General features: G+C 46.4%; 9 protein-coding genes. 8 read left to right on the forward strand and 1 reads right to left on the reverse strand.

Features of this window, described 5'->3' with window-relative positions; translation table 11 throughout:
• Positions 1 to 2: 2 nt before the first annotated feature.
• The 4 genes from OIU26_RS19630 to OIU26_RS19645 all read left to right on the forward strand — a co-directional run bounded on the left by OIU26_RS19630 (position 3) and on the right by OIU26_RS19645 (position 6401).
• The gene (locus tag OIU26_RS19630) at positions 3 to 1103 is read left to right on the forward strand and encodes a spore germination protein (RefSeq protein ID WP_264217749.1); all 1101 of its coding nucleotides are present in this window, start codon (positions 3 to 5) and stop codon (positions 1101 to 1103) included.
• Positions 1104 to 1293: 190 nt separating this feature from the next.
• The gene (locus OIU26_RS19635; RefSeq protein WP_165083287.1) at positions 1294 to 2949 is read left to right on the forward strand and encodes an SWIM zinc finger family protein; all 1656 of its coding nucleotides are present in this window, start codon (positions 1294 to 1296) and stop codon (positions 2947 to 2949) included.
• Complete coding sequence (locus tag OIU26_RS19640; protein ID WP_264217750.1) at positions 2946 to 5909, forward strand: DEAD/DEAH box helicase; 2964 nt, start codon at positions 2946 to 2948, stop codon at positions 5907 to 5909. Before OIU26_RS19635 ends, OIU26_RS19640 begins: the two co-directional genes overlap by 4 nt.
• 147 nt (positions 5910 to 6056) lie before the next feature.
• Positions 6057 to 6401, forward strand: a complete 345-nt coding sequence (locus OIU26_RS19645; protein ID WP_016820169.1) for a hypothetical protein — start codon at positions 6057 to 6059, stop codon at positions 6399 to 6401.
• 93 nt (positions 6402 to 6494) lie between these two features.
• Here OIU26_RS19645 and OIU26_RS19650 read toward each other — a convergent pair whose 3' ends face one another.
• Entirely contained in the window at positions 6495 to 8588 is a 2094-nt protein-coding gene (locus OIU26_RS19650; RefSeq protein ID WP_436449175.1) for a family 16 glycoside hydrolase, read from the reverse strand.
• A 340-nt stretch (positions 8589 to 8928) separates the two neighbouring features.
• On the opposite strand from OIU26_RS19650, the gene OIU26_RS19655 reads away from it, so the two are divergent.
• The 4 genes from OIU26_RS19655 to OIU26_RS19670 all read left to right on the forward strand — a co-directional run bounded on the left by OIU26_RS19655 (position 8929) and on the right by OIU26_RS19670 (position 13816).
• Complete coding sequence (locus tag OIU26_RS19655) at positions 8929 to 9450, forward strand: ClbS/DfsB family four-helix bundle protein (protein ID WP_264217752.1); 522 nt, start codon at positions 8929 to 8931, stop codon at positions 9448 to 9450.
• 75 nt (positions 9451 to 9525) lie between these two features.
• The gene (udk, locus tag OIU26_RS19660; RefSeq protein WP_013368919.1) at positions 9526 to 10161 is read left to right on the forward strand and encodes a uridine kinase; all 636 of its coding nucleotides are present in this window, start codon (positions 9526 to 9528) and stop codon (positions 10159 to 10161) included.
• Positions 10162 to 10396: 235 nt separating this feature from the next.
• Positions 10397 to 11962 carry a response regulator transcription factor gene (locus tag OIU26_RS19665; RefSeq protein ID WP_264217753.1) on the forward strand — a complete coding sequence of 522 codons (1566 nt, stop codon included), beginning with the start codon at positions 10397 to 10399 and terminating at the stop codon, positions 11960 to 11962.
• A 39-nt stretch (positions 11963 to 12001) separates the two neighbouring features.
• Positions 12002 to 13816, forward strand: a complete 1815-nt coding sequence (locus tag OIU26_RS19670; RefSeq protein ID WP_264217754.1) for a cache domain-containing sensor histidine kinase — start codon at positions 12002 to 12004, stop codon at positions 13814 to 13816.
• The last annotated feature ends 135 nt before the right edge of the window (positions 13817 to 13951 follow it).

The following is a 13951-nucleotide window of genomic DNA, read 5'->3' on the forward strand; positions in this document are numbered from 1 at the left end:
CCATGAAACAGGAAAAAATATCTACCCTGCAAGCCTTATTTACCGTCACTTCGACCGTGTATGCTGTGGGTATTGTCAGTTTACCAAGAACCATTGCGGAGAAGACGCAAACACCCGACGTGTGGCAGGGACTTTTGCTGGCAACTCTGCTTGGGATCGTCGTCATTTTTATCCACGTTAAATTGTGCCATAGATTTCCAGGGAAGACGTTCTATGAGTTCAATCCTGTGATTGCAGGTAAATTCATCGGCTTTCTGATCAATATCGCATTTATTGTATTTTGCACGATGATCTGCTCTCTTGTATGTAGAATGATGGCGGAATTCCTCAAAGGTCTTGCACTGGAGAGAACCCCGATAAGCATGATTCTCTTGCCGTTTCTTCTGCTTATTGGGTATTTGACCTGGGGCGGTCTCCATGCAATGGTGCGATTGATCGAGCTTTTTTTTCCTTTAACCTTTATTGTTTTTTTATTGTTGATCATTCTTAATATCAACCATTTTAATCTTGATAATTTGCGCCCTGTTTTCCATAAAGGTTGGCGTCCGATCTTTGAATCACTTAAAGTTATACCTTTCTCTACAATGGGTTTTGAATCCATCCTTATATTAACTAATGTGATGACCCACCCACAAAAAGCATGGAAGGCCGGGTGGATTGGCTACTCGATTGCAATGGGTTTGTATATTTTAATGGTAACGATGGTCATTGGCTGTATGTCAGTAGAAGAAGTTTCCCGATTGCAGTGGCCCGTCGTTTCTTTTGCACAGCAAATTGAATTCCCCGGTGCGTTCCTGGAACGATTTGAAATATTATTTATCATTTTGTGGACGATCAAAATCTTCATGACCGCCTCAAATTATTATTTCTATATTGTTACTGGAATCAGCCAGCTCACCCAGAAGTGGAACAAGTATATCTGTTATCTCCCGTTATTTATGTTATTTGGCCTGAGCATGTATCCCCAAAATTTTATTGAAATAGGCAACTTCGATAAAATAATAGGTTATGTTGGAATTGTTGTATGTGCAGCAGTACCTTCGGTGCTTCTTGTCATCTCTATGGTCTTCCATCGAACAGAAAAAACGGATGGAAAACAGTAAAGGGTATCTCCTCGCTCTTGCCAATGACTCCCCCCTTATGCTATAGCGTAAGGGGTTTTACTTTTTAACCAGCGTTTATTCCTCGAAATTTTCCAACTGCTCCCTCCACTCAATTACATTCGTGAACTGATATAATGGAAGAGTTAAGCTACTTCCAGATCAACTATTCTCTCTTAGGAGACTATTGCATATGAAACCAACCTATCTTATGGATGATATACAGTGGCAGCAGCTCATTCAAAACGTGGCTGACCATTTTAATGATGTGACAATCAAACGAGGTTTTCAGTACTTTAAGCAGGGAAAGGTAAAAGAATTCGCAATGCCTGATGCTGACCATATTGCGGCTGTCGTGGATGGGAATGAGCTCTACGAAGTGGATCTCCACTTGAGTGCTTTTGCTGCCAGCAGATGTACATGTCCTGTTCGCACCAACTGCAAGCATATGATCGCCGTATTGCTGAACTACGCGAATGAACAGGAACGTTCCGTCCATGCATTAGTGAACGCTCATTCGGCGGGATTCACTCGGCTGGCTGCAAAAGCAGACACCCGTACCCCACCTACTTTCCGGTCGAACCTTTCGCTGGAGCACAAGGAAACAACACGAGATGCTCTCAGTAAAACAGCAAGCAACATACCGGACATGCCCGTTTCCGAATGGCATGATCTGTTTGATCAGTGTATCGCCCTTAACCATGTGCACACACAAAATTCTCAATATGTCCAAAGTGCTTTATCTTCGATCTACGCTGTGAAGCCGCCGCTCTCACCTGGCATGCAGCAGCTATATGGACTGCATGCTCATCTGCGTGTGCTGGAAAAGCTGGTACCTCAGGCCCCCATGACGGGTTATCCCACTCATACCTATATGGGTTACTACACCCAAATCGCCGCAGATGAGCTGAAAGAGGCGATCGAGCGTGATTTTGAGCGTCCACTGGAGCTGACTGATGAACCGATGCATGAAGCTCGTATGGCAGAAACTTTAGCTTATTTGCGCCGAAAAATGCTGACAGAGTCGCGGAACGGTACCTATTTTTCAGACGCGTATTATCAGTTTTGGCTGTACTGGGTGCATCCTGCAAGGCAGGACTCCAACATATATACGGAGGAATTGCAGCATTTACATGCAGCTGAGGAGGAGCATGGTGCAAGGTTGGCACGGCTTCCGTGGATGCTGGCTCAGAGCTGGATGTATGTTTACCAAGCGCAGGATCATAAAGCCTGGGAACTACTACAGGAGGCTGAACGGGCTTTTCCACTAAAAATCTCCTCCAGCCAATTGCTGTTGTTCCTACATGCGTTGCGACAGGCCGAAGATTGGGTACGTCTCAAAAACGGACTGCGACATATCGGCCCCCTCCTTCACAGTCATCGGGATGATCATTTACAGGATTATATGCATGATTGGGAGCTGGTTTTGCAGCACCTTCCAGAAGCAGAGGAGGACATGTGGGACACGCTGAAGGGTATGCTTCCATTTGCGGGTGGAATGTATGAAGAGGCTCTACTTGCTCATGAAAAATGGCGGCAATGGATCGACTATCAGCTAAGCATACGCAGTGAACCTTTAAGTTTTCGGGTGAGCGTGCTGCAACCTATTGAAAAGAACGCGCCTGAGTTGTTGCTGCCCTTTTACCATCAAGCGGTAGAACGTTATGTGCTGGAAAAAAACAGATCTAGCTATAAAGCAGCGGTTAAGCTGTTAAAGCGATTGTTCAAGCTGTACAAGAAAATGAAGCAAGAAACACGCTGGGAGCTGTTCTTCACGACCTTTACCAGCCGTCACAGCCGCCTGCGGGCGCTGCAGGAGGAATTGCGGAAAGGGAAATTGTTATCATGAGCCAATATACCGAAACGATTACGGTGCATATTCAATTAACTACCTATGGGGACGCGCTGATCTATGGCGATTCCTCCATGAACTATAGCATTTCCGGTCAAATGTTGAAGCAGCGTTTGTTTGCTTGGCATGAGGCTTCATTTTATGGCACCGAGCTGGAGATTCAGCATGTTCAAGACACAGATATTATCGTGTTGCCCTCGGAGCAAGTAATTCCTTTTCTGGCAGAGCAGGAGCTTCTACAGCATATCGAATGGATCTGGGACGAGGCCAATGCCCCGTGGCTTCGGCTGATCCCTCTATTGGCTCACTGTATTGAAACAAAAGCCTATGTGCCCAACTTCACGTCGTTCCAGGCAGGGAAGCTGCAATGGAAGTGGGATGCAGAAGCATTGGAAAACATCCAACCAGCAGAGCTTGCTTTGCTGGACAACCTGGATGAGAACGAGCGCGAAGGGCTGGTAGCGGCGTTCTCGGCCGCTGTATTTCAGCGCTGGTACGGCACTGAAGCGGAAGCCGCTGATTTGCGAAGAGAATATCCGATTCTCTTCGCTCCCCAACGCCAGGTCGCGGCAGGCCTGGATGCCCAAGCCTGGCTGATCGCCATTGGATGGAAGGCAGATACCGCGCCATTTCGCCCGCTTCTGCAACTACTGGAGCCAGAGCTGGAGGACGACGAGCCATCTTGGAAGCTCAAGCTTGTGTTGCAGGACAAGCAGGACCCGGCCTTGCTGGTGCCTGTACAGCTCGCCGATGATGGATATGCATCCGGCTCATGGCCCGATGCGTGGACGGTGCATGTGCGTGAGCGCTCAGGCGGATGGCTGGAACGCTTGACCGCTATTTTGCCCGCAGGGCAGCGTGCCGGAAGCCGCGATGACATACTGAGTCGCCCGCTCTCCGACGAAGCAGCGTGGCAATTCCTGACGACCGACAGCCAACGTCTGCTGGAAAGTGGTTGGCAGGTGCTGCTGCCAGCTTGGTGGGAGGCAGCCACCCGCAAGAAGCCAAAGCTGCGGGCCAAGGTTCGCCCCGGCGAGGGAGCGGGAGAGCGCTCGAAGGGCAGCTCGCTGTTCGGACTGGACTCGATTGTCCAGTTCGATTGGCGTGTGGCCATCGGCGATGCCGATCTGAGCGAGTCGGAATTCGCCGAGCTCGTGGCTCGCAACGAGCGCTTGGTGCGCTTCCGCGGGCAATGGATCGCGCTCGACCCTGCGCTGCTGGCGCAAATCCGCCGCGCCATGGACGGAATCGACAGCGCTCAGGGATTGTCCTTTCAGGACATTCTGCAGCTGCATATGCTTGGCAACACCGACGAGCCTGAAGGCGATGCCTCGGGCGAGCAGCCGGAGGACCCGGCACGCTTCCGACTGGAAGTAGAGCTGAACGCCCATCTGCTGAAGCTGATCAGCCAGCTCGGACGGCAATCGGAATGGCCCGCTCTGGACGTGCCGGATGGACTGCAAGCCGAGCTGCGGACATATCAGCGGGACGGATACGCATGGCTGGCCTTTTTACGGCGCTTTGGATTGGGCGCCTGTCTGGCCGATGATATGGGGCTCGGCAAAACGGTGCAATTTATTACTTATTTACTGCACCTACAGGAAATTGCCGCTGAGACGGGTGTACGCTCCAGTTCGTTGCTGATTTGCCCGACTTCGGTGCTGGGCAACTGGCAGAAGGAGCTCAGCCGCTTCGCTCCTTCATTAAGAGTCATGCTGCACTATGGAGGCAAGCGGGAGCAGGGAGACTTGTTCCGCGAAAAAGTCGAGCAGGCCGATGTCATCCTGACCTCCTTCGCTACAGCAACTCTGGATCAAGAGCTGCTGCAAAGCATGACTTGGGATTCGATCTGTCTGGATGAAGCGCAAAACATTAAAAATGCGCAAACCAAGCAATCCACAGCTGTGCGCAGCTTCCCTGCACGTCATCGTATCGCGTTGACAGGAACACCTATTGAAAATCGGCTGTCCGAGCTATGGTCCATTTATGATTTTATCAATCCAGGTTATCTGGGCAGCTCACGCGCCTTTAGCAATCGCTTTATGAATGCTATTGAGAAAGAACATAATGAGCAACGCACGATGGATTTGCAGAAGCTGGTTCAGCCCTTCATGCTGCGGCGCAAAAAGAAGGACCCTGCGATACAACTTGATTTGCCTGACAAGAACGAGATGAAAACATACATTCACCTTACCTCCGAGCAGGGTGCGCTCTATGATCAGATTGTTAAAGAACTGATGGAACGGATGCAGAAGCTGGAGGGGATCGAGCGCAAAGGAGCTATTTTGTCAGCTCTGACCCAGTTGAAGCAGCTTTGTGACCACCCTGCTCTTTTAACCAAGGAGGCGCTTCTGGATGCAGCAGCTTCTGGTTATAGTCAGCCCGATCTTGAGGCGATCATTAGCCGTTCATCCAAACTGGAGCGCATCCTGGCTATGGTCAAGGAGCTACGGGAAGAGGGCGAGCGCTGCCTTATTTTTACGCAGTATATTGGTATGGGTCAGATGCTCCAGCAGGTACTCGCTCAGGAGCTCCAAGAGCCTGTGCTCTATCTGAACGGTAGCACGTCCAAAACTGCGCGTGACCGAATGATTGACCAATTCCAATCGCATACGCTCTCTCCTGACGAGCAGCCGTCTGTGTTTATTTTATCGCTCAAAGCCGGGGGGGTGGGTCTCAACCTGACAGCTGCCAATCATGTCTTTCACTTTGATCGCTGGTGGAATCCGGCTGTTGAAAATCAAGCCACAGACCGAGCCTATCGGATGGGACAAACGAAGGATGTACAGGTGCACAAATTTATCTCGCTGGGCACGCTCGAGGAACGCATTGATGAAATGCTGGAGAGCAAGCAGCAGCTTAGCGACCAAATCATAACCAGTACCGAAGGCTGGATTACTGAGCTGTCTACAGACGCGTTAAAAGACCTCTTTACACTACGGCGTGAGTGGGCATAATGATGTCCCAAATTGAACTATAATGTATATGGAGTACCAGTTTGAGTTCACTACATGCCTATTTTTAGGAAGCCGTAGTTTATAGCACGGTCCAAAGCTCCTTTGTGTGCATTTAATATCTCATCACAACAAAGGAGTTGATTTGAAGTGGCCATTCGTCCTCCACAAACGCTGAAATCTACGGGCAGAAAGGTTCCTGTTACGAGATATCGCAATGTGAGTCCAACACAAACCCTTCGTAGATTTACAGTTATCTGGGCTAACAATGATGGTGTACCTTTTAACACGTCTGGATTTTTTGCAACACTCCGGCGTTTAGATGGAACTTTTGTTCAAGCTGCAGGCTTCGACCGCTTTGGTACTGCCCGATTCAACAGAGTCCGCACACCTACGAACCAGCCTTATATTCTGCGTACTTTTAGAGATGATGGAGTATTATTCCGCGTTAGATCCGTACCTGCTGGCGTATCCTCATTTGTCGTTATTGGTTAAGTTCGTACCGAACGCAGCCTAGACTGTAGTTAACAAAAAGAGCAGTCAGGAACAGAGCGTATCTGTCCTGACTGCTTTTTTCAAACTACCTACCTACTCAGAATCTTCTTCTACTTGTACGTCTTTCGTAGCGGCTGTATTGTACACCGTTTTGAGCCAGTTCTCACTCGACCAGTTCAGCTTGCCTGCGCCCGCTCCATCCTTGGCCTGCAATTGAGCAACCAGGTTGGCAGGGTCTTCGGCTGTATAGCTGTATGGCAACGTTGTGAACCCATTCCAAGAGAAGCTCTTTGCCTTCGCTGGATAAGGAGCTACCGGGCTATTCGCAGCGTCACTGCCTCCTCTGAACACGGCACCGTTGTCCGAAAAGATAACATCCTCGGCTTTGATTTTACCTGTATAATCCGCTTTGTTAGGGTCTTTTTGATTATTACGCACTGGAGAAAACACATCTATTAAATACGATTTTTCTAGCAACACTGCCCCGTTTTCTGTTGAAATCGCACCATTACCCACGACGTCAAAATGGTACCCTTTGGCAGCGATCGCTTTGGCCATGTCGGACGTAATTCTTTTTTTAGCTCTGGCCAATCCAGCATCATCCATAACGATGTTATATGCATGAGCATTACCACCGCGCAAACGTGGCATACGGTCTTGAATATCCAGATAGTAATTATGGTGCAGCGTCACTTCCAAATCCGCATTGTCGCCTGCCATTTCCGTGGCACCCACCAGATGCGCTTTCTTTTGTCCTGCTGCAATAACAATGATATCTTCTTTACTCATGCCCACTGCACTGCTTCTCAAATAAGCGTACATAGGATAGGAGGACTTATCTGCTTCCATGGCATTGACTTGTTGGGTTACCCAGCTGTTGGAGCTGCGGTCATCTCCTTTGAACAAGGACCAGGAAATCGTAACTCCGTTACTGCCCTTTTTCACATCTACCAGGCCATCATAGGCTTTGTTAAATGTACAATGGTCGATCCATACCTTAGAGCTTGCACCTTCGATGGTAATATAATCCCAGTCATTCTTGTCATAGTTTCCTTTGGTTGCTTCATCCCATTCCCACAGTTCATCAAATTCAAGGTTACGGAAAATCAAATTAGAGCTTCGTTTGATGACAAAACCGGCATGCTTGATTTTCGCACCATTGGCCGAGAAAATCGTAACTCCATTCATATTCTCGATATAGACTTTGCTCACCCCTGTCTTTTTCAGAACAGGATGTGTTTGTACAGGATTGTTGGCGCTAAATGGCATTGCCTTCGCAGCGCTAGGGATTTCATTCCAGCCAAGGTCCAGATCGTTCATAATTTCAATCACTTTAACTTTGCTGCCTTTTTTCAGTGCTTCGTTGAGATCTACAGCATTGTACACCTTTTTGTAATTAGCATCCGTATCGGTAATGTTCCCACCACCTGTATTACCATACGAAAAGCCAGTCAAATTATAATTATTTTTGGAGGTTACACCGGGGTCCATCCCTGGAGTTGGTTGTTCTGTACCCGGTGTCGGCTTCACAGGTGGTGTACTTGCATTCCCTTCTGAAGAAGCACCCGATACAATCACATTGTCGAACTGGGCAACTGCTTTAGACGTTACCAGACCCATAGCTCCAGCAGTGAGACTAGTGTCTGTGGCGGACAACTCCAGCTGATCATTAACATACATTTTGATTTCCGAACCGGATAGCTCCAGCTTCACTCTGTACCATGTATTGGTGTCTAGTTTGTATTTTTTATTGGTAGCCAATGTCTTCATAGAGCCATTAACCTTTTTACGAATCTCAAGGGCTCCGCCTTTCTTATTGTACAATGATGCTGCATAGAAGTTATCTGAATCCGTGTATCTACCTGCCACATATACTCGATTAGAGCCATTAAAATCATTTACATATACATCTGCTTGCACACTATAATTCGTCCATGAGGTATTGCCTTTAACGGAATGGCTTTCGCTTCGACTAGATTGTTGGTATGTAGAACCATTCCCGTCCTTGACCACAGACCAGTTCCCTGAACCTGCAGACCATCCTTGAGCTTCTCCTTGTTCAAAATCATCACTTACCTGTACATTCTCATCAGCCTGTACATGGCCTAAAAGCGGTAGTGATAAAGACAGTGCCAACGTACTGCTTAACATTACACTTGCACATTTTTTTAACAAACTCGATTTCATATCACAATTCCCTTCTCAATTAGATTCATGAATACTAAAGCAAACGGTATATAACGTACTGATGGATGGAATCATATCCACACACCAATGAGGGCCCTAATCGCTATACTCCAATAATTATAGGCACTTAAATAAATATTAAAATATGTCTAATTACTTATCTTTTGTCTTAATTTTTCTATTAATTTTTCGTTCTTTTTCGCGAACACACCAAATGATGTTTCATAAAATCACAAAAAACGAGATTTTTTTATTTTTGAATAAGACATACGGTTGTCATGTTGAGAATGATACATATAAAAGGGTGAGTATCATCAATATCATGTAAAGGAGCGATTAGATGTCTAGCTACGAATATGCTTCCAAATCAGAGTTAAAAGAAGCCATTCATACCTCCTACTTACGGTTTGACAGTGAGTTCCAAGAGATCGACGAAAGCCACAAGGATACTCGAATCGACGAAGTCGATAAAACACCCGCAGAGATGATTGCCTACCAGCTCGGATGGCTTCATCTTGTCATGAGTTGGGACAGAGACGAACGAGAGGGAAAAACCGTCATCATGCCCGCCCCAAATTATAAGTGGAATAGACTAGGCGAACTATACCAATCATTCTACAAGACCTATTCAGACCACTCTCTATATGAATTACGAAATATGCTCAAGCTGGCTGAGCAAACGTGGCTGGATTGGGTGGACACACTCAGTCATGAAGAACTCTTCACCCAGGGCGTTCACAAGTGGACGGGCACCAATCCGAACTGGCCTATGGCGAGATGGATTCACATTAACTCTGTAGCACCGTTTAAAACATTCAGAGCCAAGATACGGAAATGGAAGAAATACAACGCGCAACAGTGATGAAAAAAAGTGTGCATTGTGCTACAATACTTTAGTTGTATCGGGATACATTTAGGGAAGGGTAAGTGAAACGCCATGCTTATTATTGGTATTGCCGGCGGTACAGGTTCCGGTAAATCGACGGTCGCACGCGCCGTCGTTGAGCGTCTGGGATCTAATAAAGTGACTTTCATATCTCAGGATAACTACTATAAAGACCATTCACATCTGAGTTATGACGAACGTGCTTTGGTCAACTATGATCATCCGTTTGCCTTTGATAACGACTTGCTGATTGAGCATCTCCAATGTCTAAAAAAAGGACAAGCAACTCAAGCGCCCGTGTATGACTTTACGGTTCATGCCCGCTCCACGGACGAGACGGTAGAGCTTTTGCCAAATCATATCGTTATGTTGGAAGGTCTGCACGTACTGTCAGACGAAAAACTCCGCAGCCTGCTTGATATTAAGGTATTTGTGGATACGGATCCTGATGTGCGCATTCTTCGTCGGGTTCTTCGCGATATTGAGGAACGCGGTCGCACCATCCATTCGATCCATGATCACTATTTGACGACGGTTAAGCCAATGCACGAGGCATTTATTGAGCCTTCCAAGAAATACGCCGACCTGATCCTTCCTGAGGGAGGACATAACGAGGTCGGTATTCAACTGCTGTCTATTTTGACTGAAAAATATTTGGCAGGAGATCGGACATGGGGTACTGTATAAAGTAATCCCGGTTGTTCAGGCTGTCGAGATTTTCTCGGCAGCCTTTTTTGTCTTTTATATGCCATTTGAACTAAATTATCTTTGGAATCACCGTGTCGTTTATGTTAGCATGTAAAGATTGAATGCATTCGTTTTTAGTTAAAGTTGGAAGCGTTATCAACTGTTCCGTCAGGTGATTAGGCCCTCGCCTTAATGGCGTCTTTTTTGAATAGATATAATTATGGAGAGTGCTGTCATGAATGAGCTATGCAACATTTTGATTGTAGATGATGAGATATTGGTACGACAAGGGATCAAGCATCATTTGTCGTGGGAACAATACGGATTTCGAATTGTAGGTGAGGCCTCCAACGGGAAAGAGGCGCTGGAGCTGATTGAAGCCTTACGTCCTCATATTATCATTACGGATATCGTGATGCCGATCATGGACGGCGAGGAGCTGACACGCATAGTCAGACAGAACTATCCAGATATAGAGGTCATTGTGCTCAGCAGCTACGGCGAGTTTAATTACGTACGCTCCACCTTTCAGCAAGGTGTGGCTGACTATATTTTGAAGCCCAAGCTGGACACAGATGAGCTGCTTCAAGTGCTTCAGCGAACGGCCCGCAAAATCCCATCCATTCAGTATCAGGAAGATGCCGGGAATAATCGAATTACGATGGATCATGTGATCGAAAAATTGATCTCCGGCTATACCATAGATTATGACAATGAACTGCTGAAGCAAGCATTTCCTTATCCCCGTTTTGCGCTCATAGGTATAGAACAGTCGGTACAGCAAGATAAGGGGCGCTCTACTACTACCTCTGCTTCGGACCTATTTTCCAAGCTTACAGATCGGTTAGCCTCTGCCTGTGAACACATGGTTCTACGACAATTGCCATCTGATGTCTATACAGCTATTTTTTTAGCCAATTTGGAGCCACGGGAATTAGACGCCTGGATGGCTGCGGTTAGGGAAGTTGCTCAAGAGACGAAGCAGGTCGAGCCACAGACAGGCTGGGCGGTCAGCCATCTATTTGATGATTTTAACCAAATTAGCAATGTCTATCAGGATGAGCTGCCGAAGCTGCTAAGTTACAGGTTTTATTTCCCAGAAACGGCGCTACTGATGGAAGATGAACTCCCTCAGCCTATTCAGGTGAATAGTTCGTTTAACCTAAAACAGTTTACGGAAGAGATGAAGCGTGAGCATTTTGATACGGCTTTTCAGGATTTGAGGTCCTATGTAGCCGCCATGTCCGGTAACTATACCTCTACCGCTTTTGAATTCAAATCGCTGCTCGGAAATATCGTGTTCAACATTACAATTTTGCTCGGGAATCAGGGGTATGATATGAAGGAGCTGGATGCGGCGAAATATTCGTATTTCAAAACAATTAATGATGCTCCTCATGTACATGAAGCCGTGCGGTTGCTGGAGACTTTTTTGGAGGAAGCGAACCGACAGATCCTGGCCAAAACACAGCAAGGAAGTAGTGCAAGCATGAAAAAACTGCTGGAGTATATTGAGGAACATCATGCTGAAACACTCAATTTGACGACCCTTGGGCAATATTTTCATTTTAACCCCTCTTATTTGTCCAGTTATTTTACGGCACACCATACAGAGGGATTTAGCGAGTATCTGAACAAAATCCGGGTTGAGAAGGCTGCTGAATTACTGCGATCGGGGACGCTGCCCATTTCAGATATTAGCAGCACAGTAGGCTATTCGGACCCCAGCTATTTTACTAAAGTGTTCAAAAAAGTGAAGGGCTACTCACCCAGCCAGTACCGCCGGGAGCATCTCTATTAGAGAGCAAGCGCATATCTGCCAGCAGAAAAGAGATTAAATATGAAAAGATATATCCACAAGATCAAATATCAAGGTCTGTTCTTCAAAATCTTTATTGTTATGGTGGTCAGCATCACTGCGGTGTCCTTGCTGACCTCTTTGGTGACGATTCGAATGTCTGAACGACTATTCGCTGAGACATTCAGTATTACGAATGCCAAGGTGCTTAGCCAGATTCAATCCAGCTTTGAATCCTTCAATGACTCTATCGTGAATGCTGTAACCCATGCTTCGGAAAATGGAACCGTCAAAAACTATTTGACTGGCGGCCAATCTGACTCGATTAACTCGGCAAGGATTTACTTTGGTATGGCACAGCAAATGAAGCAAATTAAATCGAACGTCGATGCTTATGATGTCGGTGTCGCTGTAACAGGGATGAACGGTCGGAGCTTTTACTCCGACTCGTCCTATTGGCCTGTAACTGCGGAACAGCTTAAGAGCAGTGCCATTACAGCCCGAAGCGTGGCACGGCCAGCACAGCTTATGTATCAAATGGATACGGAGTTGTTTCATCAACAAATGAATAGCACCGCACAAAAGCCAACCCCCTATATTATCGCCTCCAAAGTATTTATGGAGCGAACGAGCGGCACCATGTACGGTATGATCTACATCGCTATCCGAGAGCCGGAATTTCGGCGTTTTTATAACAATTTCACGAGTAATGGTAATGATGTGCTGATTTTGGACAAATCAGGACTGATTGTATCAAGCAACCGCCAGGACCTGATCGGACAACGCTCCAGTGAACTGCTGGGCTATGCCACCAAAATCAATGAACAGGGACTGAACTATATTAATGCAGATGTGATGAATAAGGAGAGTATCGTTCTTTCCAACTACATTCCTTCATTTGATTTTTATCTGGTGAACATGATCGATAGACAAACGGCGGTTGGGCAAATTATTGACGTTAAATCTGTAGTATGGATCTGCATCGCCATCGTACTGATTGCTTTGGTGATTGTTTTTCTCATTTCCCGTCGCCTGATCCGTTCCTTGACTCGGTTGGTCAAGCAAATGTCGACGATACGCGAGAAAAATTTTGATAATTATATCCCGGTCACAGGCAGCTATGAGGTCAGACAACTAAGTCATGCATACAACTACATGCTTGATGAACTAAATGATTATATTCGTAAGCTTTTAGAAACGCAAAAAGGCCAACGAAATGCAGAGCTTGCTGCACTACAACGGCAGATCAATCCACATTTTCTGTACAATACATTGGCTTCCATCAAAATGCTCGTGCTCAAAGGAAACAAGGAAACCGCCGCCGAGACGATTAATGCGCTCATTTCCCTGCTGCAAAATACAATCAGCAATGTGAGCGAAACGATCACCATCGAGCAGGAAATGGCCAACATGCAAAATTATGTATTTATTAATCATGTACGTTACGGGCAACGGGTACAAGTGAATTACTTTGTATCGCCCGATTGTCTGGAGTACCATGTGCCCAAACTCATCATTCAGCCTTTTATCGAAAACTCCTTTTTCCATGCGTTTAATGAGAAGAATGCAGGGCACATCTATATATTGGTGTCTAAAACAGAGGATACATTAATCTGTGAAGTGGTCGACGATGGAGACGGTATGGATTTGGATGGGTATACAGTGCAAGACGGACTGCCGAATCCCAAGAGCAAACGCCAACTATTTACGGGCATCGGCATCCAGAATGTACACAATCGCATTACCCTTCTGTATGGAGAAGAATATGGCGTAACCATCTCCAGCAAGAAGGGCGAGGGCACCAAAGTAAGAATGACCCTGCCACTGATCCTAAAACCCGCCCCTCCTACCCCATAAAAAATATAGGCTGAACTAAACAAAGAAGGTGGAACAAGAACGGAGCGGGCGGAATGGTGCTTCGTGAAGAACTTTAGTTCAGTCTATAAAAAGTACCTAAAACTAAAGAAAGTACAAATGTAAGCGGTACCTTTT

Origin of the sequence: Paenibacillus sp. BT-177 (assembly GCF_025846815.2) — a bacterium.
Taxonomy (GTDB): domain Bacteria; phylum Bacillota; class Bacilli; order Paenibacillales; family Paenibacillaceae; genus Paenibacillus; species Paenibacillus polymyxa_C.

Coding starts and splice junctions, on each gene's coding strand:
- udk (WP_013368919.1), top strand. CDS start 9,526: ATGCTTATTATTGGTATTGCCGGCGGTACAGGTTCCGGTAAATCGACG.
- OIU26_RS19630 (WP_264217749.1), top strand. CDS start 3: ATGAAACAGGAAAAAATATCTACCCTGCAAGCCTTATTTACCGTCACT.
- OIU26_RS19650 (WP_436449175.1), bottom strand. CDS start 8,588: ATGAAATCGAGTTTGTTAAAAAAATGTGCAAGTGTAATGTTAAGCAGT.
- OIU26_RS19665 (WP_264217753.1), top strand. CDS start 10,397: ATGAATGAGCTATGCAACATTTTGATTGTAGATGATGAGATATTGGTA.
- OIU26_RS19655 (WP_264217752.1), top strand. CDS start 8,929: ATGTCTAGCTACGAATATGCTTCCAAATCAGAGTTAAAAGAAGCCATT.
- OIU26_RS19635 (WP_165083287.1), top strand. CDS start 1,294: ATGAAACCAACCTATCTTATGGATGATATACAGTGGCAGCAGCTCATT.
- OIU26_RS19640 (WP_264217750.1), top strand. CDS start 2,946: ATGAGCCAATATACCGAAACGATTACGGTGCATATTCAATTAACTACC.
- OIU26_RS19670 (WP_264217754.1), top strand. CDS start 12,002: ATGAAAAGATATATCCACAAGATCAAATATCAAGGTCTGTTCTTCAAA.